This is a genomic window from Bradyrhizobium sp. USDA 376 (assembly GCF_054063675.1).
The window spans coordinates 7,665,011-7,690,940 of sequence record NZ_JBSSGN010000001.1; the positions used below are offsets into that span (position 1 = coordinate 7,665,011).

Here is a 25,930-nt window from a genome sequence, read left to right on the forward strand (position 1 = left end):
AGCATGATAGAATAATAGCATGGTTAGGTGGGGCGAGAACCCGACATTCTCGCCGCCAAGGTTACACCGGTTTGGCCGTCAGTCGTCGCGCGAGGGCCGCACATCACCGGTATGGCTCGTGTTGCGAATGATGGCCCGTCGCAGGGAGAGCCAGTATGACGCATGCACAGAGCGGTCGAATTCCGACCAGCCGTCGCAGCTTCGTCAAGGGCCTGGGGGCAGCGGGCGCAGTCTTGCCGACGCTGGCCGCGCTGCCGCGCTGGAGCTTCGCCGAGGATCGCGCAGCGACCTACGCCAACGCGAACATCGATTGGAAGCAGTTTGCGGGACAGACGATCTCTCTTTCGGGCGCGATCCATCCCTGGTCGAATGCGATCACGCCGCTGCTGCCGGAGTTCACCCGGCTCACCGGCATCAACGTCACCATCGATTTCCAACTCGAAACCACATATCTCGGCGCCCTGCCGATCAGACTTGCCCGCGGCAGTACGACGCCCGACGTCTTCATGTTCACGACCTATGGCCAGGGCATCTCAGGAGGATGGCTCGAGCCGCTGAACGGCTATTATTCCAACAAATCGCTGACCGATCTCGGCTGGTATGACGAGAACGACCTGCTCAAGACCGCTCGGGCCTTCCCGCTGTGGTCTGACGGCGAACGGTACGCCATGCCGATCACCTCCGAAGCGATGACCATGTTCATCAACGGGGACGCGCTGGCGGCCAAGAACCTGCCGGTCCCGCAGACGTTCGAAGAGCTGCTGGTGACCGCCAAGGCGCTCAAGTCCAGCGAGATGTCGGGGATCGCTATGCGAGCCCAGGCCGGCGGCAATTCCTCCCCGCCGGCCATGGGCTTCGTGTTCTCTTACGGCGGCGCCATGGTCAAGGACAACAAGGCCGTTTTCGCAAGCTCCGAAGCGATCGCGGCCGTCGAGATGTACGGACGCCTGCTCAGCCAGGCCGGGCCTGGCGGCGTCGGCAGCTATGAATGGTACCACGTGCTGGACGACTTCCTGCAGGGGCGGACTGCAGTCGCGATCGACAGCAGCAATTTCGCGACCGACATCTCCAATCCGGCCAGGAGTCGCGTCGCGAAGCAGGCCCAGTTTGCAGTCTTTCCGCATCTCCCTGGTCACGCCCCCGTGCCCTTCATGTCGCACTGGCAGGCCTGCATCAATTCAAAATCACGCAACAAGCGGGCAGCTTTCCTGTTCCTGCTCTGGGCGACAAGCAAGCCGACATCGCTGCAGACTGCGGCAGCAGGGCTGGCGACGACCCGCGTGTCGGCGTGGTCCAGCGAGGGCTTCAAGAAGGCATTCGGCCCGCAAGCCGCCGAGGCGGCGCTGACCAACCTGCAAAATGCCGATGTCGACCGCGCCAAGGCGATTCTCTTCCATCCGCAATCGAGACCGATCCTGGATGCGTTCATGATCGGCGTCAATGAAGTGGTCAACGGCGCGAAATCGGCAAAGGATGTGATGACCGGTGCAGCCGCGCAGGCCAATGCGGCGATCCGCGGGTAGCGGCGAAGCGTCGTTTAATCGGAAGAGCTGGTTTCGACCGACAAGTCGCCACTTAACCTTGCGCGGCGGTCACCCCTGATATTGCAGCACGTGCATGCCGGCGTTCCAGTCGGAGACGAACATCAGCCCGTCGGGCCGGACGTAGGCGTCACAGGTCTTGGCTGCGAGGGCGACATTCGGGCGGGGGTCGATCAGCTTCTTCGGCATCGGCGGCACCCAGTACGCGATCTCCTTCGGCGCAAAGGCATCCCTGACGTCGAACACTCTGACGCCGGCATTGTTGTAGGTCGCGAAGATCGTCTCCTCGCTCTGGAACGAGCCCGGACGGTTCTCGTGCAGATTATGCGGACCGAAAGTGCCGATCGTGCAGAAGTCGCGCTCGCGTGGGGTCGGCAAGGTTGCGATCGGCACCGGGTTCTCAGGCGCGCGCACGTCGAGCACGAAGGTGTGGAACAGGCCCTTGGCGCATTTCTCCGCGTTGGCTTCGTCCGCGACGATCGCGAGCTGCCGCTTCGGCAGCGGCAGCGGCGTATGCGTGCCGCCGGCGAAGGGCGGCGACCAGTTGACGTGGGACAGCAGCTTTGGATTTGCGGGATCGCTGATGTCGTGGATGGTGAAGCCGCCGTCGCGCCAGGCGGCATAGCCGCGATCGCCCGCCGTGATCATGTGATGCAGCGCAAAGCGCTTGCCCTTGGGCGCCGCCGGCTCGCCGGCCGCGCGGTTCATGCCGGGCAGCCACCATTTCGCGACCACTTCCGGCTTGGTGATGGTCTTCAGATCGACCACGCACAGGATGTGGTCGGTGAAGCCGTCGAAATGCGCCGACACATAGGCATAGCGGCCGCCCGGCCACCACAGCCGGTTGATGCCGAAGCCGGGCATTTCGAGGAACGCGATCTCGCGCATCTCGGTGGGTTTCGAGATGTCGTGGATCGACAGGCCGGAGCGGAATTTCTTGGCCTTGGTGATGCTGTCGACCAGCGTGTTCTCGAAATAGCCGCGCATGTTGTCGTAGGACTGCATCGCGACGATGTTGGCGCCGTTCGCAACCAGCAGCAGGTCCTCCGCCGCCTGCAAATGATGGGTGCGGGTGTATTGCCCCGCGGTGAAGAAGTTGACCGGCTTCAGCGCGCGCGGATCGGAGGCGTCCAGGATCGTCACGCCGTCGCTGAACATGTGCCCGACATAGACGTGCTGCCGGTTGAACATCACCTGCACACTGTCGGGCCGACCGCCGATGTCGCTGTAGGAGATGTGCTGGATGCCCTTGCCGATGCCCTCCGGCGGGATGTCCGCCTCTGAAGCCGAGGCCGACCTCGACCACGCCGACAGCGCGGCGGCGCCGAACACGCCCGACAATTGCTGAAGGTGGCGGCGGCGAGAGACTTGAGGCATCGATTTCCCCCCAATTTTTTGGAGGGATGATGCTCGCTTGCGGCGAGGCATGCAAGCCTCTCGCGCCCTCACCTACACCTGCACCACCTCGTGCCGCATCACGAACGGCGCGAGCAGCGTATGCACCTCGCCGGCGACAACCTCACGCTGGTCCGCCGGCAGTCCCGTGAGCGTCACGGTGGCGATCGAGCCGTGGCTGCCGTGCGCACCGACCTTCACCTTGCAGTCGATGCCACGCTCGGCGAGCGGTGCCAGCACCTTGGTGAACACGCGCTGCGCGGCGTCCCAGCGCAGCTGCGGCTTGAACACCTTGCCGACGCCTGTCACCGGCATCGGATCGATCGGGATGACCTGCACCGGAACGGCGGCGCGCTCGGGCGTGCGCTCGCGCACCCAATTCTCCAATTCGCCCGGCTCGACGCTGGCGCCCGGTTTCAGCTGCACGTAGCCCACAGGCAGTTCACCCGCGTAAGCGTCGGGCTGGCCGACCACGGCGGCGAAGCCGACCGCGGGATGGCGGAACATGATCTCCTCGATCGGTGCCGGATCGATGTTGTGGCCGCCGCGGATCACGAGGTCCTTGGCGCGGCCGGTGATCCAGAGATAGCCGTCGGCATCGAGCCGTCCGAGGTCGCCGGAATTGACCCAGACCTCGTCGACGAAGGCGCCCTTGTTGTGCTCGTCGTTGAGATAGCCGCCGAACACGCCGGGCCCGGCCATGATGACGACGCCGATCTCGTCCGGCGCACAGTCGCGGATCAGGCGGCCGTCGGCATCGAGTTGCACGATGCGCACGCGCGCATACGGCATGGGAAGGCCGACCGAACCGAGCCGGATCGGCCGCCCCGGATAGGCGAGCGTGTGCACGCTCGAGGTCTCGGTCATGCCGTAGACCTCGACCACCGGCAGCTTCAGCTTGTCCTGGATCGCCGAGCCCACGGCGACGGGGATCGCCGAGCCGCCACCGGCAGCGTATTTGAGGCTGGAGATATCGGCATTACCGGGCGGCACCGCGAGCGCAGCGGCCAGCACCGTCGGCACGCTCGACAGCGCCTCTGGCTTATAGCGCTCGACCAATCCCAGATGTTCTTCACCGAATTGGGATTGCGCCAGCCGCTCGGCGACAGCACGACCAGCGAGCCGCCGCACGACAGAGTCAGCAGCCCCTGCGTCAGCGATCCCCCGACATGAAACAGCGGCATGCCGAACAGCAAATTAGAGCCCGGCTTCGACTTGAGCAGCAGGCTGAGCGCCCAGGCCTGATAGACCTGGTTGGCATGGGTGTGCCGCACCAGCTTTGGCGTGCCGGTGGTGCCGCCGGTGTGGAAATAGGCGGCGATATCGGCACCCGAAATCTTGCGCCCGCTGACGAGCCGGTCCGCCGGCTGCTGCTTGATCAGGTCGTTGAAGGCGAAAATTCCCTTATCCGGATCGCCGCCGCCGAACACCTGCACGATCGCCTTGAGGTGCTTCAACTGCGGGCGGATCTGCTCGACCTTCTGCCAGATGTCGGTGCCGGGCAACGGCCCGAGCGCCACCAGGATCTTGGTGTTCGCGGCTTCCAGGATCTCCGCGATCTGGTGCGGCTCCAGCAACGGATTGACGGGATTGGCGATGCCGGCAGCTTCCGCACCGAACAGCGTCACGAAGGCATCGGGCACCAGCGGCAGCATGAAGCTGATGACATCGCCCTTCTCCGCGCCAAGCGCGTGAAACATGTTGGCGGCCTGCGTGACGCGCGCAATGAAGTCGCGGTAGGTGACCACGACCGGCGTGTCGGACGGATCGGCATTCTGCAGGAACTGGATCGCCGCGCCGTCGGGATCGCGCGCCGCACCGAGTTTGATCGCGTCATAAGTGCTCTCGGCCGCGACGCGGTCCGCGTAAGGGACCTGCTCGAAGGCCCGGACCTCATCGTCGGTCAAAAGGTCCGGATAGTCATTGCCGATCAGCCGATCGAGCGCATGGATGCCCGCCATGGAATTTTGTCCTCCCTCAGATTTCCCCGCCCCTGTCTTTTGACATTTTGATTTGGCGAGACCCGACCGATGGCCGGCCGAGCAGGAACACAATGAGGGATGATTTGGCGTTCGTCCATCGCCTGGCGGCTGCGGCGACACGGCCCGGGTCGAACGGAATTTGAACCTCCGCGCCCGATCCGGGGACCAAGAACTGGCATCAGATTCGCCTGCCAGCGTCCTGCCGCAAGACTTAAGGTGATCATGACCACACCCCTGCGGAATCGCATTGCACCGCTGATCTTCGCGCTTGCGATGGCGTCGACGGTCCCCCTGCCCCGCGCCGCGCTCGCCGCGGACAGCCAGCTCGAGAAGATGCGCGCCAAGATCGCGGCCTTCATCGGCGACAAGATGGAGAAGCTGGGCGGATCGCGCATCGTTTACAAGGTGGACGTCGATGGCTTGCGCGAGAGCGCCGTCACGGACCTCCGCGATGACGTTTACAAGACCCTGCGCGAGGGCAAGATCGCCTTCTCGGGCCTTGCGATCCGCGACGGTGGGGTCGAGGTGAAGATCGCCGACCCCAGGGGCCGCGAACAACTCGCGCGCAAGCTCGCATCGGCCGCTGATGGATTGCCATCACATGCCCTCACCGTGACCGACGGCGGCGACGGGCTGGTCAGGCTCAAGCCGACTGACGCCGCATCCGCCGCAGGGCTGCACGACCTCGTCGAAGATTCCATCGCGATGATCGAGCAGCGTCTCAAGGATGCCGGCATCAAGCTCGCCAGCGCCCAGCCTGATGGCACCGACCGCATCCGCATCTTCGTCCCGGGGATGATGGAGCCCGAGCGCGTCACCGCGATCTTCGCCACGAAGGTCAAGGTCAGCTTCCGCCTGATCGACATCTCGATGCCGGCGGAACAGGCGCAATCCGGCACACCGCCCGCAGGCACGGAAGTCCTGCTCGGCTTCAAGGACAGGCGTCCTTATCTTGTTGCCAAGGACAGCGCGCTCGACGGCAACGACATCAGCTACGCGGGCCCGGGCTTCGCGAGCAGCACGAACGAACCGATCGCCTCGTTCCGCTTCAACGGACGCGGCGCGCGGCGTTTCGCCCACATCACGGAAGAGAAAATTGGAAAGCCCTTCGCCATCGTGCTCGACGACAAGGTGATCTCCGCCCCGGTGATCCGCGAGCCCATCACCGGGGGTTCCGGCCAGATCTCAGGCAATTTCACCCTGGAGGAAGCGAGCAGCGTCGCCATGTTGCTGCGCGCGGGGTCGCTGCCCGGGCACCTTGACCTGCTCGAACAGCAGGTGGTCCAGCCCGCCGCCAAGCCCTGAGGCGGAAGTCGCCCCGCAACCTCGCCGGGGCGCCCAGGTCCGTCCACGACGCCCAGGCCCGCACCCGGCGCCCCGAATCACGGGCGCGCGGAAGCCATACGCGCAACCAACGGGCAATTGCCGAAACGCCCGATCAGGCTAAATTTGCCTCTTGCGGCATGACGGCCGGAGGCTTCATTCAAGCGGTCGTCATTCGATTTCGGCTATACGAATACCGAGCAGGACTGAAGGCCTTACGCGGGGTTAGTACCATGCCGTCCGGCAGCGCAGACATTTCCTCGATCCTCGACCGCATTCTCGAGGCGGCCACGGACAACCTCAGGATCGCCAAGATCCTGGTCCAGATGGGCCTCGATCCCGACAACGTCACTTACGACGCGATCTTCAATCGGCTGCTGGAGATCTTTGTCCACAACATCACGTTCGCCAATTTGTTCGCCGCGGTCGGCGCCGGCTTCTTCGTCGCCACCCTCCTGATGCGGACGATGGTGCCCCTGCGGGTGGCCAACATGATCGGCTGCGCGTTCTTCGCCGCTTTCGGCGCACTCACCGCCAACGTCTCGACGTTCCTGCTCTATCTTCTGTTGCTTCCGATCAACGCTCTTCGCCTGCGGCAGATGCTCAAGCTGGTCAAGAAGGCGCGCCATGCGGCCGAGGGCGACATGTCGATCGAATGGCTCAAGCCGTTCATGACCGAGCGCAAATATCGCCGCGGCGACACGCTGTTCAAGCTGGGCGACCCGGCCAAGGAGATGCTCCTGACGGTCACCGGCAAATTCCTGGTCAAGGAGATCAACGTCGAGATCCTGCCGGGCGCGCTGATGGGCGAGCTCGGTTTCCTGACGCCTGACAACCGCCGCACCGGAACGATCGAATGCATCGAGGACGGCCAGGTGCTGACGATCACGTATGACCGTCTGCTCGAGATCTACTTCCAGGATCCGCAGTTCGGTTATTATTTCCTGGTGCTGACCAGCCAGCGCCTGCTGCAAAACATCGATCGCCTGCAGAAGCAACTTGCCACGGAGCGGGCGGCCACCACCAACAGGATCGCGTGACCGGCGGTCAGCTCAAGAGCAGCGCCATGCCCGGATCGCCCTTCTCCATCGCGCGTCGATAGGCCGCCCGCGCACCAATGCGGCCGAGATATTTGACCACGTTCGGGCAGCGGGAGAGATCATAGGGCTGGAAGTAGCGCATCGTGGTGAGCGAGAAGCCCGTCATGATGTCGGCGGTGGTGAAGGTCCTGCCCGCCAGATATTCGGCATCGCGAACGCGCGCATCGACCAGATCGAAGGCGCGGTCGACGCGCCCTCTGGTCGCGACCAGCATCGGATTGTCCTCGGCGAGCTTGAGCCGGTTCAGGATCATCAGCCGGCCCATGCCGGCCTGCAGCGTGCCGTTGGCGAAGTGAAACCAGTACAGGAACTGCGCGAAGTCCGGGTCGTCCGGGCGGAGCACGAGGCGTCCATTGCCGTATTTCGCCATGATGTAGTCGACGATGGCACCGGATTCGGCGAGCACGAGATCGCCATCGGTGACGACGGGCGCCGCCCCGATCGGGTGCAGCGCCTTGTAGTCGGGCGGCGCCAGCATGGTGACGGGATCGCGGGCGTAACGCTTCAGCTCGTAGGGGATGTCGAGCTCTTCACACAGCCAGACGATGCGCTCGGATTGCGATTTGCCGAGATGATGAACGGTGAGCATGGCGTCTCCTGCGATCAATCGTGACGCTGCATCCTAACCCGTCATTGCGAGCGCAGCGACGGTGTGGAGAGAGCATGCCCCACACTTTCCTCTCGTGCCCCGGACGCAGCGCAGCGCTTCTTCAGCGGTGCGCTGCAGAGCCGGGGCCCATGCGGCAGAGAGCAAGCCGCGCGACGTGGGTCCCGGCTCTGCGCAGCAACGCTAAGAAGCGTTGCAGCGCGTCCGGGACACGAGACCGTCACCCAACCCCGCCTCGTCCGTCACCATCCGCGCCACGACGTGATCACGGCGGATGAAGTGGTGCCAGATGGCGGCGATGACGTGAACCGCGATCAGGGCAAGCAGCACATAGGCAAAGAGGATGTGGCGATCTTCATAGGCGCGCGCGGCTTCGCGGTCGGGAGAAGTGAATTGCGGCACGTGAAACAGGCCGAAGAAATCCGAATAATCCGGCGTGTGCGCACCCGAATGAGCCCAGCCGAGCAGGATCACGACGATGACGGCGAGGTAGAGCGCGCAATGGCTGATGCGGGCGGCGAGCTTCTGCCAGGGCTGGCTGTCGGCCGGCAAAGCCGGCGTCGGGTTGGCGACGCGCCAGACCAGGCGCAGCAGCGTGAGCAGCAGGATCACATAGCCGATATCGGCATGGATCGAGCGGTAGAAGAAGCGGTCGGGGCGCGCCGGGATGTGGTTCATCCACCAGCCGAAGCCGATCATGCCGATGATCGTCAGCGCCAGGATCCAGTGCAGCCAACGGGAGACGCTGCCCCAGCCGTGACTGGTGTTTCTGATCATGTCGGCTCTCCGGAATTTTGCGGATATGTCCCCACCCGCAGTGCAATATCGCTGCCTGATAGCGGGACAATGCGGGAATCACGAAATTGAATCGTTCCAAACTGGCGACCACGCTCCCCCGCCGCAAAATCGCCCTAAAAACCGAATGGTAACCATGGCTGGCTAGGGTAGCGACGTGACCAATTCCCCGACGATCCTGGTATTCGATTCCGGCCTTGGCGGGCTCACGGTGCTCCGTGAGGTCGTGGCCGCGCGCCCCGACGCACACTATGTTTACGTCGCCGACGACGCCTTCTTCCCCTACGGCCACCACAGCGAGGACGAGATCATCGCCCGCGTCGTGCCGTTGATGGGGGAGCTGATCGGCACCCATGATCCCGACCTCGTCGTCATCGCCTGCAACACAGCCTCCACCCTCGTCCTATCGCACCTGCGCGCCGCTTATTCCCTGCCCTTCGTCGGCACGGTGCCGGCGATCAAGCCGGCCTGCGCCCGGTCGAAGACCCGCCGCGTCTCGGTGCTCGGCACCAAGGGCACGGTCAAACGCGAATACACCAAGGCGCTGATCCGCGATTTCGCGCAAGGCTGCGAGGTCACGCTGGTCGGCTCGCCCGAGCTCGCCTCGCTTGCCGAAGCCGAGCTGAGTGGCGCTTCCGTCAGTGACGACGCCATCCGCGCCGAGCTCGCGCCCTGCTTCGTCGGCGAGGAGGCGGGCGCGCGCACCGATACGGTGGTGCTGGCCTGCACGCATTATCCGCTGCTGCTCGACCGGCTGACCAAGCTAGCGCCCTGGCCGGTCGACTGGATCGATCCGGCGCCGGCGATCGCCCGCCGCGTCTCGGACCTGCTGGGTGCGTCTACCTGCGCCATCGCGCAGTCCGGCGCCGAGATGATCTTCACCTCGAACCGCGTGCATGGCCTCAGTGCCACGCTGACGCCGTTCTTCGGCGGGCGCGCAGTGGCCTGACTTTCCGCATTGACGACGCGCTGCTAGGCTCTGCCGTCGTCATCTCCGCGCAGGTCATCATATGCCGGTCCCCGCAAAGCCGCTCAATCGCCTCCGCCAATTGTGGAGCGAGGGCCGCCCCGCGTTCGGCGCCATCGCGACCATCCCGAGCGTGCAGTTGGTGCAGATCATGGCGCGTTCGCTCGACTGGATCATCGTCGATCTCGAGCACGGACCGATCGGCCTCACCGAAGCGCATGCGATGATTGCCGCGACGACGGGCACGCCGTGCACGCCCCTGGTGCGGATCGCGGCGAACGAGCCGTGGCTTGCCAAGGCGCCGATGGACATCGGCGCCTTCGGCATCAATTTTCCGATGATCACCAACCGCAACGAGGCCGAGAAGGCCGTGCGCAGCGTGCGCTACCCGCCGCGCGGCGACCGTCTCTGGGGACCGTTCCACGCTCCCTTCCGCTGGGGCCAGTCGATGCCTGATTACATGGCCTCCGCCGATGACGAGATGATCTGCATGGTCACCATCGAGCATGTCGAGGCCGTCAACCGCATCGACGAGATCATGGCAACACCCGGCATCGACGTCGCCGTGATCGGTCCCGGCGATCTCGCCACCTCCATCAACAAGCGCGGCCAGATGGACGATCCGGAATTGCTCGAGTTGGTCGCCCGCGCCGAGGCCGGCATTCTCAGAAGCGGCGTGCCGATCGGCGGCGTGGCCCGCACCGCCGACCAGGCCAACGCCCTGATCGACCGGGGCTACCGCGCCATTGCGCTCGGCTTCGACTGGTCGCTGTTCCAGCGCGGCATCATGGCGGCGTTCGACGGGATCAGGCGCTGAGCAGCCGATTACCACCTTGCCGGGAACTGCCGCGCTGCTACGGTCGGCGGCTCCAGGGAGGAAAAACAACCATGCTCAAGAAGACTTTGCTCGCTCTGTCCTTCGCAGGCCTTGCCTTTGCGGCCTTCGCCCAGCAGCCCGGCATCAAGCGCACCCCGCTCCAGAAGGTCGAATTCCCCGACGGCTACGCCACCGTCACCGCGATCGCGGAAGTCCCCGCCGGCGGTTCCGCCGGACGCCATATCCACCCCGGAATCGAGACGGGCTATGTGCTCGAAGGCGAGCTCAATCTCCTGATCGACGGGCAGCCCGAGAAAACCCTGAAAGCCGGTGATTCCTACCAGATCCCGGCAGGCGTCGTGCACGACGCCAAGGCTCATGGCGATAAGGCTATGAAAGTGCTTGGAGTTTACGTCGTCGACAAGACCAAGCCGCTGGCCTCGCCGGCGCCCTGATGCGGCGAACCGACCGGCCCCAAGCGGGTTGGTTCGTGCTAGAGCAGGCAGCGAGCGGGAACCCGCTCGCTGCACATATTTTCATCCGCCGGAACCGAAAGAGCGATGCGCGGGACGCCCAAGACCATTTCGCTGCCGCGCCGCCTGATTTGCGACCTCATGCGCGCGTCGATGGACGTGCCGTTCGTCTCGCTGTCCCGTTCGCTCGATATTCGTCCCCTGCTGGAGGCCCGTGCCGGCGCGCCGGCGCCCGCAGGCTGGGCGGCCATGGTCGTCAAGGCCTTTGCCCTCGTCGCCAGGGATGAGCCGGTCCTGCGCACCGTCTACGCCAAATGGCCTTGGCCTTCGCTCTACGAGCTGCCCAATAGCGTGGCGTCGGTGGCGATCGCCCGGGTCGAGGACGGCGAGGAATGCGTGATGCCGCAGCGGATCGCGGCCCCCGAGACCATGACGCTGGCGGCGGTCGACGCCGAAATCCGGCGCGCCAAGACCGCCCCCATCAACGACGTCCCAATGTTCCGCAAGATCATGCGGGCGACCCGCCTGCCGCTGCCGCTGCGGCGGCTGTCCTGGGCCGTGGGCCTGAATTTCGGCCGGCAACGCGGTAACTGGTTCGGCAGCTTTGCGGTGAGCTCGGTGGCCGCCTATGGCGGCGGCGAGCTCCATCCGATCACGCCAGGCCCGTTTATCGTCAGCTATGGGGTGGTCGCGCCCGACCAGACCATCCATGTCGTGATCCGCTGGGACCACCGGGTCACCGACGCCGCCCCCATGGCCCGGGTCCTGACCCGGCTGGAACAGGTCCTGAACACTGAAATCGCTGCCGAATTGCAAGCGGCCGGCCCAAAGGCGGTCCGGGCGGTCAGGACCTGACCGCGTAGCGGTATCCCGGGGCGGTGCGCAGCACCGAACCCGGGATCTCGAGGTTCCGGGTTCGCTCTGCGAGCGCCCCGGAATGACGGCTAAAGAATTGACAGCGAACCCCAAACTCCCCTAAAAGCCGCCTGCTCGCGGGCCGATTTCGGCCCGCGAAGCGTTTCGCGACCCGTGGTCCTCTCCCTCTAGCTTTGGGGATCGGACCTGTCGGTGCCGGGCCTGGCCCGTCACACAGGAGGGCGCGTTTCCTCAAACCATGCAACCGAAGAGGACGCGATGACTAAGCGCAGTGAGGCGAAGTACAAGATCGATCGCCGTATGGGCCAGAACATCTGGGGCCGCCCGAAGAGCCCCGTGAACCGCCGCGAGTACGGCCCCGGCCAGCACGGCCAGCGCCGCAAGGGCAAGCTCTCCGACTTCGGCGTGCAGCTCCGCGCCAAGCAGAAGCTCAAGGGCTACTACGCCAATATTTCCGAGCGCCAGTTCCACGGCATCTATGTCGAGGCGAGCCGCCTCAAGGGTGACACCGGCGAGAACCTGATCGGCCTCCTCGAGCGTCGTCTCGACGCGGTCGTGTACCGCGCCAAGTTCGTCTCCACGATCTTCGCCGCCCGCCAGTTCATCAACCACGGCCACATCAAGGTGAACGGTCGCAAGGTCAACATCTCGAGCTACCAGCTCAAGGTCGGCGACGTGATCGAGGTCAAGGAAGCCTCCAAGCAGCTCGCCCACGTGCTCGAAGCCAGCCAGCTCCCCGAGCGCGAGGTCCCCGACTATCTCGAAGTCGACCACGGCAAGATGACCGCGAAGTACGCGCGCATCCCCGGCCTCTCCGACGTGCCGTTCCCGGTGCAGATGGAGCCCCATCTGGTCGTCGAATTCTATTCGCGCTGATAGTTTCGGCATACCAACGTTCAAAGGCCCCGGTTTTCCGGGGCCTTTTTGTTGTGTGCCGAGTATGAGCGACAGCTTGGAGGTGGAAGTCCTCTATCCAGCCTGATGGCGGCGAAGGATTAGCGAAGCGCAAGGGCGTCATCGTGAGGTGGGGTCTGAAGAAAGCGTGGAGCAAAGCCGCGGCCCGATGGACAAACACCGGATAACGAGGCCTACCCGGCCGGACGAGCGAGCAATTGATCGCGAAGTCCAAGGTCATCAAAGGTCGGGGTGGTAAATTCGGCGGGCGTGCGGTGAAGGCGGTCGGTCTTACCTCGGGAGGTCTGCGCTGTGTCTCGGCAACGAGACTGAGACCGTCGCAAGACGGCCTGACCGCAGCGCAGAAGTCAGCCGAGGGCGTAGTAGGCGGCAGCGCGCCGCTGAAGGCCTGAACGGTGGAAGTGGTCAGTAGAGCGGCGATCTCGTGCGAGCCATGCGGCAGAAGAATCAGGTCGAGCTGAACTTGAGCCCCGGAGCGGAGGGTGAAGCCCGAAGCGCCGGCGCCCGAGAGCCTGAAGCGCGTGCGGCGGAAGTCTGTCTCGAACGCCCGGCGGTCGCAGGACCGTCGATGGAAGACGTTGTCGAGAGTGAGAATCTGAAGGCAGCGTTGGCGCAAGTAAAGCGCAACAAGGGCGCGGCGGGCGTCGACGGGATGACCGTCGGCGAGCTGTCAGCCCACCTGAAGGAGCACTGGCCTGCGATCCGAGCCCAGTTGCTTGACGGCACCTACAAGCCACAGCCGGTGCGGCGGGTGGAGATACCGAAGGCGTCGGGCGGCCTGCGGCCGCTCGGCATTCCGACGGTGCTCGACCGCTTGATCCAGCAGGCGGTGATGCAGGTGCTGCAGGCGGATTGGGATAGGACGTTCGCCGAGACGAGCTTCGGCTTTCGGCCGGGGCGCTCGGCACATCGGGCGGTGGAACGGGCGCAGGCGTACATTGCGGCCGGCCACAGCATCGTGGTGGACATCGACCTGGAGAAGTTCTTTGACCGGGTCAACCACGACATCCTGATGGGACTGGTTGCCAAGCGGGTTGCTGACAAGCGCATCCTGAAGCTCATCCGCGCCTTCCTGAATGCGGGTGTGTTGGAAGGAGGGCTGGTCAGTCCGACGGAAGAGGGCACGCCGCAGGGCGGTCCGCTCTCGCCGCTGTTGTCGAACCTGATGCTGGATGTGCTGGACAAGGAACTGGAGAAGCGCGGCCACCGCTTCGTGCGTTACGCCGACGACTGCAACATCTACGTGCGCAGTCAGCGGGCGGGCGAACGGGTGCTGGCTGGCGTCGAGAGGTTCCTCGAAAAGCGCCTCAAGCTCAAGATCAACAAAGCGAAGAGCGCGGTTGCCAAACCGAGTGTTCGCAAGTTCCTGGGCTTCAGCTTCACCGGCGGGCAAGAACCGCGGCGGCGCATCGCGCCGCAGGCACTCGCCCGCTTCAAGGCGAAGGTTCGGGAGCTCACGCGACGCACGCGTGGTCGATGCCTCGTGCAGATCGCCAAAGAACTGTCGACCTACCTGATTGGGTGGCACGGCTACTTCGGCTTCTGTCAAACCCCGTCGGTGTTGCGCGTGCTTGACCAGTGGATCAGGCGACGGTTGCGCGCCGTTGCCTGGAAGCAATGGAAGTATGGACCCGCTCGCTTTGCCGAGTTGCGACGCCGCGGCGTCGGCCGGGATCTGGCGGCGCAAACCGCCGGCAGCCCACGTGGCCCTTGGCGGCTCGCGAACAGCCCCGCGCTCACCATTGCTCTGCCAAACGGCTTCTTTGCCTCACTCGGCTTGGCTTCCGTCGCGGCACGGCGACCCGCATAATCCGCTGAACCGCCGGATACGGACCCGTATGTCCGGTGGTGTGGGAGGGGCGGAGCCGCGAGGCTTCCCCCTATCCCGATTGAGCCGGCCATTCCCATGTCTCGATCCAGTTGTGCTATGATTGCGCAGTGGAGCTGATCATGACGCGTCTTCTCGGCGAACCTCTCAACGAGATTGATGATCGGCCTCCTCTCCAACTAACAACAACAGAAGAGGCCGACCTGACAGAAGCAGAGGCTGAAATCGCCCGCGGCGAATTAGCCACTGCCGATGAAGTTCGCGCCATGTGGAAAAAGCACGGTCTGTGATGCTCTACACCCCTCCCCCGATCGATCCCAAGGCGCCGCCGGTGCGCATCAATCTGTTGTCGGACACGCAGACCAAGCCGACGGCAGGAATGCGCGAGGCGATGGCGCGGGCGGAGGTCGGCGACGAGCAGGTCGGCGACGATCCGACCGTGAATGCGCTGTGCGAGCGCGTTGCGGATCTGCTCGGCAAGGAGGCGGCCGTCTACATGCCCTCGGGCACGATGTGCAACGTCACCGCGACGCTGGTGCATTGCCGTCCCGGCGACGAGATCCTGGCGCATGAGACCGCGCACATCATCGCCCGCGAAGGCGGCGCGCATGCCGCGATCGGCGGCTTCCAGGTGACGCAGCTCAAGGGTCCCGACGGCCAGTTCACGCCAGAGACCTTTCGCAAGGCGCTGCATCCGCGCACGCGCTACCAGCCGCCGCAGACCGTCGTCAGCGTCGAGCAGACCGCCAATATCGGCGGCGGCACGATCTGGAAGAAGGCAGCCCTCGACGAGATCGTCGCGATCGCCAAGCAGCACGGCCTCGTCACTCACATGGACGGCGCGCGCCTCCTCAACGCCACGGTCGCCAGCGGCATCTCTCCGCGTGACATGACCGCGGGTTGGGACTCGGCCTGGATCGATTTTTCCAAGGGCCTGGGCGCGCCGATTGGCGGCGTGCTCGCGGGCACGCGCGCCTTCATCGACGCCGTGTGGCAGTGGAAGCAGCGGCTCGGCGGCTCGATGCGGCAGGCCGGAATCTGCGCCGCCGCCTGCATCTACGCGCTCGACCATCACGTCGAGCGGCTCGCCGACGACCACGCCAATGCGCGCGCGCTCGCCCGCGGCCTGTCGCAGATCTCCGGCATCGAGGTGCAGGAGCCCGAGACCAATCTCGTGTTCTTCAAGCCCGACGGCGCCGGCATTCCCGGCGACAAGATGGTCGCCGCGCTGCGCCAGCGCGGCGTGACGCTGGCGATGATGGACGGCCGCATCCGCGCCTGCACCCATCTCGACGTCAATGCGGCCCAAGTCGAGGAAGCGATCGGATACGTGCGCGAGATCGTGCGCGGGGCGTAAGGCTCAGTCCCGTAGCCCGGATGGAGCGCAGCGAAATCCGGGACCTATCCGCGCGGTGAGGAAGTCCCGGATTGCGCTTCGCTCCATCTGGGCTACGAAAACGGTGAAAAGGCTACCGCCCCATCGCCTGATAGATCAGCGTCTTCAGCACCAATTGAATCCGGCCGCGCTGCGAGGGGGTCTGCACCATGAAGATCCCGAACAGATCGTCCTCGGGATCGATGAAGAAGAACGTGCCGCCCACACCGTCCCAGCGGTATTCGCCTGTAGGCCATGACGTGCCCGGCGGCACCGAAGTGCGCACGGCGAAGCCGAGGCCGAAGCCGGAGTTGCCGCCCGGATAATAGTTCTGGTCGCGCGCGATTCTGGTCTCCGGCCCGATATGGTCCGACGCCATCAGCGCGATGGTCTCGGGCTTGAGATAGCGCCGGCCTTCAAACGTGCCGCCATTCAGCAGCATCTGCGAGAAGCGCGCGTAGTCGCCGACAGTACCGACGAGGCCGCCACCACCCGATTCCCATTTCAGCGGTTTCCGGGGATCGCGAACCTGCGTCATCGGGCTGATCGCGCGATCCCCCGGCATCGGCTCGGCGATGCGCGGCCACTTGGCGGGATCGGCGACATAGTAAGCGGTATCAGTCATCCCGAGCGGATCAAGCAACCGCTCCTTCTCGAATTGGAGCAGCGATTTCCCCGAGATCACCTCGATGATGCGGCCGAGCACGTCGGTGGAGAGGCCGTAGTCCCAGATCGTGCCTGGCTGCTCGGCGAGCGGCAGCGTGGCGATCTTCGCGACGAGCTCGGCATTGGTCAAAGCCCTGTTGTCGAACAGACCGGCGTCGGCATAGAGCTTGTTCACCAGGCCCCCGCCGTGATAGCCGTAAGGAAGCCCGGCGGTGTGGCGCATCAGATCCTTGATCGTCACGGGACGATTGACCGGCTCGAAGGTCAGCGAGACCTTGCCATCCTCGGCCTTCGTCTCGACGCCGACCTTCATCTCGCCAAAGGCCGGGATGTATTTCGAGACGGGATCGTCGAGCGAGAGCTTGCCCTCCTCGACCAGCATCATCGCCACGACTGTCGTGATCGGCTTCGACATCGAGTAGAGGCGGAAGATGGTGTCCGCGCTCATCGAGAGCTCGGTCGCCGCGTCGCGGACGCCGAAATTCTCGTAGTAGACCGGCTTGCCGTGCTGCTGCAGCAGCAGGATCGCGCCCGGAAACGTTCCGGCGACGATCTCCTTCTGGATGTAGTCGGAGACCTTCGCGAGGCCTTCAGGCGAGAAGCTGCGCGCGGCGCGCGTCTCCGAGCCCGCTTGCGCACCGGCCGCAGTCAACAGCAGAACGAGCGCCGCGAACAGCGCACGGCGCCCGAACATGTCAATTCTCCATGGCTTCATAAACCAACAGCTTCAGCGTCCGCTGCACGCGCTGGCGCTCGGTCGGGGTCTGCTCCAGCAGCACGAAGAACATGTCCTGTTTGGGGTCGATCACGAAATAGCAGCCGGAGGCGCCGTCCCATTTCAGTTCGCCGAGATCGCCGGGCGGCGGCGGCTTGGCGTTGCCGGGATCGGTGCGGACCGCAAGCCCGAGGCCGAAGCCGAAGCCGTCACCGGGGAAGTAGAAATAATCGCGGTCGACGCCGGAGCCGCGGCCGATCTGGTCGGTCACCATCAGCTTGAACGTCTCCGGCTTGAGGATGGTCTTGCCGTCGAGACTGCCGCCATTGAGCAGCATCTGCGCAAAGCGCTTGTAGTCCGCCATGGTCGTGACCATGCCGCCGCTGGCGAACATGATCTTCTTGACGACGGTCGGATCGTTGATGCGGCCGACGCGGAAATCGGCGTCATTCGGCACCGGCTGCGCCAGGAGCTTCTGCTTCTCGGGGTCGGTGACGAAGAAGCCGGTGTCGACCATGCCGAGCGGGGTGAGCAGCTTCTCCTGCATGATGTCGATCAGCGGCTTGCCGGCGGCGATCTCCATCACGCGCGCCAAAATGTCGGTGGAATGGCCGTACTGCCAGAGCGCGCCCGGCTGGTTGTGCAGCGGAAGTTTCGCGATGCGCTCGGCGAACTCGGCGAGGTCGAAGTCGCCGGCATAGATGTTGGCGTCGCGGTAAGTCTTGCGCACGAGGCTGTCGCCATAGAAGCCATAGGTGACACCCGAGGTGTGCGTCATCAAATCGTGCACTGTCATCGGCCGGTTCGGTGGCACCAGCTCGAGCGACTTGGCGCCGTCCTCGCCCTTCTTCTCGACACCGACCTTCACATTGGCGAAGGACGGAATGTATTTCGCGACGGGATCGTCAAGCTTGATCTTGCCGTCCTCGACCAGTTGCATCGCGACGACAGCGGTGATCGCCTTGGTCATCGAGAACAGGCGGAAGATGGTCTTGTCCGTGATCGGCGCCTTGCTGACCACGTCCTGCACGCCGAAGGCTTCGTGGTAGACCGGCTTGCCGTGCTGCTGGATCAGCACGGTTGCACCGGCGATCTTGCCGGTCGCGACCTCGTTCTTGAAGAACTCGCTGACTTTGGCGAGCTTGTCCTGGTTGAAATGCGCGCCGGCCGGGATCTCGTAGGTGCCCTCCGCGCGCGCCAGCGACATCACGCCGAGCGACAACAATGCGCCATAGACAAATGGGCGCAATCCAAAATGAAAATTCATATCCCCTCCCCGGAGCATGGTCCGGCGGAGTGTACTGACCGCGTCATCCGGCACAAGGGCTGCCGTATCGCGCCAAGACGTCCGAATGGAGTGCGGCGCTTGTGTCCGAGAAACAACAGAATATGACGTGGGCAACCAGCGGCGCAGCCGGCAGGGATTCGATGGTTGCATGGACCGCAATCCTGGCCGCCTGGTCGGCCGGGAAACGATATACGCCGGTCGAGATCGCGGAGAAGGCCAGCGAGTTCAGCCCATTGGCCTGGGAGAGCTCAAGCGCGCGGCGGTAACAGGAGCGCAGCGCGTCGGCCTCGCCGCGGCCGCCGCCGTGCCAGACGGGACCGACCGCGTGGATCACATGGCGGGCGGGCAGAAGGTAGCCCTTCGTGATCTTGGCATCACCGGTCGGGCATCCCCCGAGCGTCTGGCATTCAGCGAGAAGCTCGGGCCCGGCCGCGCGATGGATCGCGCCATCCACGCCGCCCCCGCCAAGGAGCGACGTGTTGGCCGCGTTGACGATGGCGTCAACGCTCAGTGTCGTGATGTCGGCAACGACGACGTCGAGCTCCGCGCCACCAATCCGGCGCGACAGCACGGTCACGGCTTTAGGCCGCGACGGAGACGCCCTTCTCGGAGAAGAGCTGCTGCAATTCGCCGGCCTGGAACATCTCGCGGACGATGTCGCAGCCGCCGACGAACTCGCCCTTCACATAGAGCTGCGGGATGGTCGGCCAGTTCGAGTATTCCTTGATGCCGTTGCGCAGCTCGGCGGATTCGAGGACGTTCAGGCCCTTATAGCCGACACCGATATGGTCGAGGATCTGGACGACCTGGCCGGAGAAACCGCACTGCGGAAATTGCGGCGTCCCCTTCATGAACAGAACCACGTCGTTCGACTTCACTTCGTTGTCGATGAATTCCGCGATGCTCATATCCGTGTCCTTCTGGGGCAGAGCCCTCACCAATTGCTTCGGGCCGGCTCAGCCGATTTAACCCGATACCTGCCTATATATGTAGCCCAAACCGTTGTGCATCCAAAGTAAAATGGCGGCGAACGGTCCCCGTCCCGGCCCTTGTCCCGCCCTTGGGCAACCGGCCCCGGCAGGCCCGGCCCATTGCATGATGGCTCGAATATCATCACCGGGGAGGACTTTCATACCGTAACGGAGCCCCTATCTAGGACGAACCTTGGTTTTGGAACCGGGCAACGCCAACAACGTTCTCTTGTCCTGTCTGGAGAAAAACGTGACGAAACCAGCCTCCGCCACGGCCGCCCCAGAGCTTTCGTCACCGTCCTCCGACCCGGGCAGCCTTGCCCGGCGGCTGGAAGAGGCCTTTCTCGCGGTTCGCAACGAGACCGAACGCCGGGCTGCGCCACTGTCGCCCGAGGACCAGCAGATCCAGTCCATGCCCGATGCGAGCCCTGCGAAATGGCACCGGGCCCACACCACCTGGTTCTGGGAGCAGTTCTTGCTCGGCGAGCACGCCTCTGGCTACCGGGCCTTTCACCCCGATTTCGCATTCTTGTTCAATTCCTATTACGTCAGCGCCGGCCCGCGTCATGCCCGCAACCATCGCGGCGACATCACCCGTCCCAGTGCGGACGAGGTCGGCGCCTATCGCAGATATGTCGATGCTGCCGTCGTCAAATTCTTCCGCGAAGCGAGCGGCGACAAGCTCCAGGCCCTGGCGCCGCTGGTCGAGGTCGGGCTCAACCACGAGCAGCAGCATCAGGAATTGATGTTCACCGACATCCTGCACGCCTTCGCGCAGAATCCGGTCTATCCGGCCTATGATCCGGCCTGGCGCATCCCGGCGGCGACGCGTACCGGCGATGACTGGCTGACGCTCAACGAAGGCATCCACACCGTCGGCCATGTCGAAGACAGCTTCCATTTCGACAACGAGAAGCCCGCCCATCGCGCCTTCGTCGGCCCTGTCAAGGTCGCCCGCAATCTCGTCACCAATGCCGAATGGCTCGCGTTCATGCGCGACGGCGGCTACCGGACGGCAACGCTGTGGCTGATGGACGGCTTTGCCGCGGCCAGCAAGGAAGACTGGCAGGCCCCGGGATATTGGCGCGAGGTCGATGGCGCATGGCAGGTGATGACGCTGGCCGGCCTCAAGCCGGTCGATCCCGACGCCCCGGTCTGCCATGTCAGCTATTACGAGGCGGATGCGTTCGCGCGCTGGGCCGGCAAGCATCTCCCGACCGAGATGGAATGGGAGGTTGCGGCCCGCACCCGGCAGCTCAACGACGCCTTCGGCATCGTCTGGCAGTGGACCCGCAGCTCCTATTCGCCCTACCCCGGCTACCGCGCCGTCGAAGGCGCGCTCGGCGAATACAACGGCAAGTTCATGGTCAACCAGCTCGTGCTTCGCGGCTCCTCGCTTGCAACTCCGCAGGACCACAGCCGTATCACTTATCGCAACTTCTTCTATCCGCACCACCGTTGGCAGTTCACGGGACTGCGGCTCGCCGACTACGACTAGTTCTCATCCGACGACAAATGCGCGCCGGACAGCGCGTTCAGGAGAGTATCATGAATGTGCACGCCAGCGCTTTGGCCGAGGCCCATCTTCCCGACGAGCAGACCACCGCTTTCGCCCGCGAGGCCATCGAGGATCTCTCGCAGCAGCCGAAGAAGCTGTCACCGAAATATTTCTACGATGCGACCGGGTCGGAGCTGTTCGAGGCGATCACGCGCCTGCCCGAATATTACCCGACGCGCACCGAGCTCTCGATCCTGAAGGAGCGCGGCAGCGAGATCGCGAAGATCATTCCCGAGCACGCGGCGCTGGTCGAGTTCGGGGCGGGCGCGACCACGAAGGTCCGTCTGCTGCTCAGCCATTGCAAATTCGCGGCCTATGTGCCCGTCGACATCTCCGGCGATTTCCTGGCGGCGCAGGCGAACGGGCTGAAGCGCGACTTCCCCTCGCTCGGCATCTATCCGGTCGCCGCCGACTTCACCACGCCGTTCGAGCTGCCCAAGCAGGTCGCATCCATGCCCAACGTCGGCTTCTTTCCCGGCTCGACCATCGGCAATTTCGAGCCGCATGAAGCACAGGCCTTCCTGAAGAGCGCGCGCCAGATCCTGGGCAAGGGCGCCCAGATGATCATCGGCGCCGACCTCGAGAAGGACGAGCGCGTCCTGCACGACGCCTACAACGATGCCGCCGGCGTCACTGCGCGCTTCAACCTCAATGTGCTGGTGCGCATCAACCGCGAACTCGGCGGCAATTTCGACCTGTCCGCCTTCACCCATCGCGCGATCTACAATCGCGAGCGACACCGCATCGAGATGCATCTGATCAGCAGGAAGAGCCAGACCGTGCGCCTGCTCGGCACCAGCTTCTCGTTCCGCCCCGGCGAGAGCATCCATACCGAGAACAGCTACAAATATAGCCTCGACCGTTTTGCTGCACTGGCGCACGGCGCCGGCTGGCGCGTGCGTGAGAGCTGGACGGATGCGGCGAAGATGTTTTCGGTGCACGCGCTGGAGGTTGCGGAGTAATCCTCACCGCTTCCCGCTATTTGAGAGCGCGTTCCCCGCGGCGCATCCTTCGAGACGCCCGCTTTAGGCGGGCTCGTCAGGATGAGGACGGAGTGCGCAGCAGCAGTTTCAACGGGCACCAATGCTGATTAGCCTCATCCTGAGGAGACCGCGAAGCGGTCGTCTCGAAGGACGAGGCGCGCGCTCAGACCGCTCCAGAGAGGCCCTAAACAATGCCTTCCTGGTGAGCTCAATGCTCCCCGGCCTCCTCGCTCTTCGAACCCAGCGACACCGACTCCCACACCGCGACCACGATCATGATTACGCTGGTTGCGACCGACAGCCAGAGCGGCGACAGCTCGGCGGCGAACCACCACAGCGCCAGCAGCAGGATGATGCCGATGCCGTGCGAGAGCTGCAGGAAGCCGCGGATCGCGTGCTTGAACAGGATGGTGCCGATCAGGAACACCAGGGGACCGCCGATCGTGCTCACGATGGTGCGGATGTCGGAATCGCCGGTCGGATGCTTCAGCACCAGCTCGTCCGAGACCGCGGTGAGGATGATGCCGGCGACGATCGGCATGTGCAGATAGGTGTAGGCGAGCCGCGCCAGCCGGCCGGATTCGGCGGATTTCGAGATGCGCTCGGAGCCGGCTTCCGCGCCCTTGTGGAAATAGACCCACCACATCGCGATGCTGCCGACCAGCGCCGAGACGAACGCGAGGATGTTGGCCGACGTCCACTCCAGCTCGGCAAAGGTCGCGCCATTGACCACGACGGTCTCGCCCAGCGCGATGATGACGAAGAGGGAGCAGCGCTCGGCCATGTGGTTGCCTTCGACCGCCCAGGCCTCGACCGACGAGAAGCCCAGCTTCGGGACCCAGAAACGCGCCGCTGGCGAGACATACTCCCAGGTGACCGCCGCGATCCACAGCCACAGCCGGGTCTCTCCCTCGGAAAGACCGCCCGCGATCCACAACACCGCCGAGATCGAGAGCCATGTCAGGATGCGGATCGCGTTGTGCCGTACCGCCGTGCGATGGCGCGGGGTCGCGAACAGCCAGAACGCGGTGCGTCCGACCTGCATGGCCGCGTAGGCGATGGCGAACCAGAGGCCCCGCCCCTCGAAGGCGGTCGGGATGGTCGTCGACAGCACGAGGCCCCCGAGCATCATCAGGAAGATCAGGATGCGAACCGGCGTCAGATCGGGATTGAGCCAGTTGGTGACCCAGGCGGTGTAGACCCACACCCACCACACCGCGAGAAACAGCACCGTGACATGCACCGCGCCAAGCGGCGTGAAATGGTGCAATAGCGTGTGCGAGATTTGCGTGACGGCGAAGACGAAGACGAGGTCGAAGAACAGCTCGGCGTTGGTGACGCGGCTGGGCTGGTTCGGCGTGATAACGCGGAACATCGCGCCGCGCGGATTGTCCGCAGCCATCGTCGTCCCCCGTCGCTTGGGTCAGGTCAGGTGCCGGGTACGCCGGTTTGCAGCGCCAGCGCATGCAGGACGCCGCCCATCTGGCCGCGCAGGGACTGATAGACGATCTGGTGCTGCTGGACGCGGGACTTGCCGCGGAAGGATTCCGAGATCACGGTCGCGGCATAGTGATCGCCGTCGCCGGCGAGATCACGGATGGTCACCTCGGCATCGGGGATCGCTGCCTTGATCATCGCCTCGATATCGTGGGCGTCCATGGGCATTCGGGTCTAGCTCCTTATCTCGGCTGCAAGGCAGCCTCGTCATCGAATCGCTCGCCGGGGTCCCCGGGGCCGGCGGGCCAAACTTAGCGTGAACGGCCTTCTACGTCACGCTTTCCGGCACTATATCCCTGATCGCATCGGGACAAAGGCACGACAAAGTGCCGCGCGCGGCAGATTGATCGAAAAGGCGTGAAACCATGAAGCTTCCAGGGCCGGACCACCCCATCACCATCACCCAAAACCCCCGGCGCGTCCGCGTCACGGCGGGCGACATCGTGATCGCCGAGACCAGCAAGGCGCTGACCTTGAAGGAGGCGAAATATCCGGCGGTGCAATATGTGCCGCGGGAGGACGCCAACATGGCGCTCTTGGAGCGCACCGACCGCGTCACCCATTGCCCCTACAAGGGCGATGCGAGCTATTACAGCGTCAAGGCCGACGGCAAGACGCTCGACAACGCGATCTGGACCTACGAGACCCCATTCCCCGCCATGACCGAGATTTCCGGCCATCTCGCCTTCTATCCGGACAAGGTGAAGATCGAGGAAGTGGGGTAGGTTTACGGCGTTCTGACGCCGGGGCGATCACGAATCCCCCTCTCAGTCGATGCTGCCGTCAATGCCGCGCAAGGCCGGAAGACTTATTGGAATCTCGTTGCTCGGGGCGGCCGGCGTCGCGATTGCGGTGGCAGCTGCCGGGCTCGGGTTTCGCGCCTATCGCCAGCATCTTGCTGCGGAAACTCTCGCCATCCGCTCCCCCAAAGGGGTGCAGGAGGGAGAGTTCGTCGTCATCGGCGGCATCAAGCAGTGGATTCAAATCCGCGGCGAGGATCGGGATAACCCGGTTCTTCTGTTTGTCCATGGCGGGCCCGGAGGCACCACCTTGCCCATCTCGTCGGGCTGGCGCTCCTGGGAAAAGCATTTCACTGTTGTGCAATGGGACCAGCGCGGCACCGGCCGCACTTATGGTGCCGCTGGAGACGCGCTCGCTCCAACCATGACATTGGAACGAATGACGCAGGACGGCATCGAGCTGGCCGAATATCTGCGCGCACATTTGCACAAGGACAGGGTTGTCCTGGTCGGGCACTCCTGGGGCTCATTCCTGGGAATTCACATGGCGAAGCAACGCCCCGATCTGTTCTCGGCCTATGTCGGCACAGGCCAGGTCGTTGGCAGGACGACCTTCGAGAAGGCATTCGAGCTCAAGATTGCGCGCCTGCAAACGCTGGCGGCGTCGACCGGCAACAACGAGGCGCTGGCGGAGTTGGCGCCGATCGCTGCACGGCCGACCATGAGCCAGGAAAATCGCCTGATCGCCGAAAAGTGGAGCCGCGCGCTGGCCCTTCCCGTCGATCGCATCCAGCTGGCCGGCCAGATCCCGCCCCGCTTCATGCCGGATTTCTCGCTGCTCGATTGGTACAACTGGCGCAAGGGCGTCGCCTTCTCCACCAAATATCTGACCGGACGGGATGGTCCGATGGTTCAGCACGACACGGCTTCAATAGGGCTCGAATTTTCGATCCCCATGTTCTTCATCGAGGGCGATGCGGATGGCGTGACGCCGGGCGGACCTGCCGAGCAATATTTCAGTCAGATCACCGCACCCCATAAGGAATTTGTTTGGATGCGCGGCGGCGATCATTTTCTCCCCTTCAACCGTCCCGATGAGTTTCTGGCGGAGTTGCTGGCCCGCGTAAGGGCGTATGCTCGCAATTGAGGACCTGCGCCTGGGAGCCGGCCCGGTCGAGCGGCTTTCCCGCTAAGCCCTGAAGATCGTCAGCCCCAGTATCAGCAGCGCCAGGAAGATCACGACGAAGACGTAGAACAGGAAGCGGGCGACATCGGCCGAGGCGGCCGAGATGCCGGTGAAGCCGAACACGCCGGCTACGATGGAGACCAGTAAGAAGATCAGTGCCCATTTCAGGATCGTCATCACCAGCTCCGAAATTGGTGCCGCCTTTGCGGCCCTCAAGCCCTTTTGCGCGAACGCTAACCTTGCTGCGCGGAACTGGTTCCTAACCGTGTCAGGCCTCAACTACGGCAGAAACGCCCCTTGCTGAATCCGGTTCCCGGCGGCACAGTCCACTC

Annotated in this window: 25 protein-coding genes and 1 pseudogene; 15 read left to right on the forward strand and 11 right to left on the reverse strand. The window is 64.4% G+C overall.

All coding sequences use genetic code 11. The features are described from left to right. Positions 1–155: 155 nt before the first annotated feature. On the forward strand, positions 156–1,523 hold the full coding sequence (locus ACVJ19_RS36115) for an ABC transporter substrate-binding protein (protein WP_453953794.1): 1,368 nt from the start codon (positions 156–158) through the stop codon (positions 1,521–1,523). Between the two features lie 69 nt (positions 1,524–1,592). On the opposite strand, the gene ACVJ19_RS36120 is transcribed toward ACVJ19_RS36115, so the two are convergent. Next, positions 1,593–2,918: an LVIVD repeat-containing protein gene (locus tag ACVJ19_RS36120; protein WP_453953795.1), complete on the reverse strand. Its 1,326-nt coding sequence runs from the start codon at positions 2,916–2,918 to the stop codon at positions 1,593–1,595. A gap of 72 nt (positions 2,919–2,990) precedes the next feature. Next, positions 2,991–4,897: pseudogene (locus ACVJ19_RS36125) on the reverse strand (acyl-CoA synthetase). Positions 4,898–5,140: 243 nt separating this feature from the next. Here ACVJ19_RS36125 and ACVJ19_RS36130 point away from each other — a divergent pair. Both ACVJ19_RS36130 and ACVJ19_RS36135 read left to right on the forward strand, forming a co-directional pair. Further along, positions 5,141–6,223 carry a SecDF P1 head subdomain-containing protein gene (locus ACVJ19_RS36130; RefSeq protein ID WP_456739495.1) on the forward strand — a complete coding sequence of 361 codons (1,083 nt, stop codon included), beginning with the start codon at positions 5,141–5,143 and terminating at the stop codon, positions 6,221–6,223. A 251-nt stretch (positions 6,224–6,474) separates the two neighbouring features. After that, complete coding sequence (locus tag ACVJ19_RS36135) at positions 6,475–7,281, forward strand: Crp/Fnr family transcriptional regulator (RefSeq protein WP_453953797.1); 807 nt, start codon at positions 6,475–6,477, stop codon at positions 7,279–7,281. 7 nt (positions 7,282–7,288) lie between these two features. On the opposite strand, the gene ACVJ19_RS36140 is transcribed toward ACVJ19_RS36135, so the two are convergent. Both ACVJ19_RS36140 and ACVJ19_RS36145 read right to left on the reverse strand, forming a co-directional pair. Then, positions 7,289–7,930, reverse strand: a complete 642-nt coding sequence (locus ACVJ19_RS36140) for a glutathione S-transferase family protein (protein WP_453953798.1) — start codon at positions 7,928–7,930, stop codon at positions 7,289–7,291. Between the two features lie 201 nt (positions 7,931–8,131). After that, the gene (locus ACVJ19_RS36145; protein ID WP_453953799.1) at positions 8,132–8,725 is read right to left on the reverse strand and encodes a cytochrome b; all 594 of its coding nucleotides are present in this window, start codon (positions 8,723–8,725) and stop codon (positions 8,132–8,134) included. A 175-nt stretch (positions 8,726–8,900) separates the two neighbouring features. Between ACVJ19_RS36145 and murI the strand changes: the two genes are divergently transcribed. From murI to ACVJ19_RS36185, 8 genes are all read left to right on the forward strand, one after another. After that, positions 8,901–9,692, forward strand: a complete 792-nt coding sequence (gene murI, locus ACVJ19_RS36150; RefSeq protein WP_453953800.1) for a glutamate racemase — start codon at positions 8,901–8,903, stop codon at positions 9,690–9,692. Between the two features lie 61 nt (positions 9,693–9,753). After that, positions 9,754–10,527 carry an HpcH/HpaI aldolase family protein gene (locus ACVJ19_RS36155; RefSeq protein WP_453953801.1) on the forward strand — a complete coding sequence of 258 codons (774 nt, stop codon included), beginning with the start codon at positions 9,754–9,756 and terminating at the stop codon, positions 10,525–10,527. Positions 10,528–10,598: 71 nt separating this feature from the next. Continuing rightward, positions 10,599–10,982: a cupin domain-containing protein gene (locus ACVJ19_RS36160; RefSeq protein WP_453953802.1), complete on the forward strand. Its 384-nt coding sequence runs from the start codon at positions 10,599–10,601 to the stop codon at positions 10,980–10,982. A gap of 105 nt (positions 10,983–11,087) precedes the next feature. Beyond that, positions 11,088–11,855: an acyltransferase gene (locus ACVJ19_RS36165; RefSeq protein WP_453953803.1), complete on the forward strand. Its 768-nt coding sequence runs from the start codon at positions 11,088–11,090 to the stop codon at positions 11,853–11,855. A 279-nt stretch (positions 11,856–12,134) separates the two neighbouring features. Beyond that, a complete protein-coding gene (rpsD, locus tag ACVJ19_RS36170; RefSeq protein WP_453953804.1) occupies positions 12,135–12,752 on the forward strand; it encodes a 30S ribosomal protein S4 in 618 nt (205 codons plus the stop codon). A gap of 472 nt (positions 12,753–13,224) precedes the next feature. Beyond that, positions 13,225–14,601 carry a group II intron reverse transcriptase/maturase gene (gene ltrA / locus ACVJ19_RS36175; protein ID WP_028144467.1) on the forward strand — a complete coding sequence of 459 codons (1,377 nt, stop codon included), beginning with the start codon at positions 13,225–13,227 and terminating at the stop codon, positions 14,599–14,601. A 140-nt stretch (positions 14,602–14,741) separates the two neighbouring features. After that, positions 14,742–14,909 carry a hypothetical protein gene (locus ACVJ19_RS36180; protein ID WP_453953805.1) on the forward strand — a complete coding sequence of 56 codons (168 nt, stop codon included), beginning with the start codon at positions 14,742–14,744 and terminating at the stop codon, positions 14,907–14,909. Then, positions 14,909–15,976 carry a threonine aldolase family protein gene (locus tag ACVJ19_RS36185; protein WP_453953806.1) on the forward strand — a complete coding sequence of 356 codons (1,068 nt, stop codon included), beginning with the start codon at positions 14,909–14,911 and terminating at the stop codon, positions 15,974–15,976. Before ACVJ19_RS36180 ends, ACVJ19_RS36185 begins: the two co-directional genes overlap by 1 nt. A 112-nt stretch (positions 15,977–16,088) precedes the next feature. On the opposite strand, the gene ACVJ19_RS36190 is transcribed toward ACVJ19_RS36185, so the two are convergent. From ACVJ19_RS36190 to grxD, 4 genes are read right to left on the reverse strand one after another with little or no spacing between them, the layout of a single operon-like run. Then, complete coding sequence (locus ACVJ19_RS36190) at positions 16,089–17,354, reverse strand: serine hydrolase domain-containing protein (RefSeq protein WP_453953807.1); 1,266 nt, start codon at positions 17,352–17,354, stop codon at positions 16,089–16,091. 1 nt (position 17,355) lies between these two features. After that, positions 17,356–18,642 carry a serine hydrolase domain-containing protein gene (locus tag ACVJ19_RS36195; RefSeq protein WP_453953808.1) on the reverse strand — a complete coding sequence of 429 codons (1,287 nt, stop codon included), beginning with the start codon at positions 18,640–18,642 and terminating at the stop codon, positions 17,356–17,358. A gap of 43 nt (positions 18,643–18,685) precedes the next feature. After that, positions 18,686–19,240 (reverse strand): O-acetyl-ADP-ribose deacetylase, encoded by a 555-nt coding sequence (locus ACVJ19_RS36200; RefSeq protein ID WP_453953809.1) that lies wholly within the window; start codon positions 19,238–19,240, stop codon positions 18,686–18,688. A gap of 4 nt (positions 19,241–19,244) precedes the next feature. Beyond that, positions 19,245–19,571 (reverse strand): Grx4 family monothiol glutaredoxin, encoded by a 327-nt coding sequence (grxD, locus tag ACVJ19_RS36205; RefSeq protein ID WP_453953810.1) that lies wholly within the window; start codon positions 19,569–19,571, stop codon positions 19,245–19,247. Between the two features lie 262 nt (positions 19,572–19,833). Between grxD and egtB the strand changes: the two genes are divergently transcribed. Together egtB and egtD are read left to right on the forward strand one after the other, a co-directional pair. Then, positions 19,834–21,132, forward strand: coding sequence for an ergothioneine biosynthesis protein EgtB (gene egtB / locus ACVJ19_RS36210; RefSeq protein WP_453955273.1), 1,299 nt, complete (start codon positions 19,834–19,836; stop codon positions 21,130–21,132). Between the two features lie 50 nt (positions 21,133–21,182). Next, a complete protein-coding gene (gene egtD / locus ACVJ19_RS36215; RefSeq protein ID WP_453953811.1) occupies positions 21,183–22,154 on the forward strand; it encodes an L-histidine N(alpha)-methyltransferase in 972 nt (323 codons plus the stop codon). A 229-nt stretch (positions 22,155–22,383) separates the two neighbouring features. Here the strand turns inward: egtD and ACVJ19_RS36220 are convergent, their stop codons facing one another. Continuing rightward, positions 22,384–23,577 carry a low temperature requirement protein A gene (locus ACVJ19_RS36220; protein WP_453953812.1) on the reverse strand — a complete coding sequence of 398 codons (1,194 nt, stop codon included), beginning with the start codon at positions 23,575–23,577 and terminating at the stop codon, positions 22,384–22,386. A 26-nt stretch (positions 23,578–23,603) separates the two neighbouring features. Continuing rightward, positions 23,604–23,840 (reverse strand): BolA family protein, encoded by a 237-nt coding sequence (locus ACVJ19_RS36225; RefSeq protein WP_011088461.1) that lies wholly within the window; start codon positions 23,838–23,840, stop codon positions 23,604–23,606. Between the two features lie 197 nt (positions 23,841–24,037). Between ACVJ19_RS36225 and ACVJ19_RS36230 the strand changes: the two genes are divergently transcribed. Together ACVJ19_RS36230 and ACVJ19_RS36235 are read left to right on the forward strand one after the other, a co-directional pair. Beyond that, complete coding sequence (locus ACVJ19_RS36230) at positions 24,038–24,397, forward strand: DUF427 domain-containing protein (protein ID WP_453953813.1); 360 nt, start codon at positions 24,038–24,040, stop codon at positions 24,395–24,397. Between the two features lie 61 nt (positions 24,398–24,458). Continuing rightward, the gene (locus ACVJ19_RS36235) at positions 24,459–25,559 is read left to right on the forward strand and encodes an alpha/beta fold hydrolase (protein WP_453953814.1); all 1,101 of its coding nucleotides are present in this window, start codon (positions 24,459–24,461) and stop codon (positions 25,557–25,559) included. Positions 25,560–25,601: 42 nt separating this feature from the next. Here ACVJ19_RS36235 and ACVJ19_RS36240 read toward each other — a convergent pair whose 3' ends face one another. Then, positions 25,602–25,775: a DUF1328 domain-containing protein gene (locus ACVJ19_RS36240; protein WP_018647430.1), complete on the reverse strand. Its 174-nt coding sequence runs from the start codon at positions 25,773–25,775 to the stop codon at positions 25,602–25,604. Positions 25,776–25,930 lie beyond the last annotated feature (155 nt).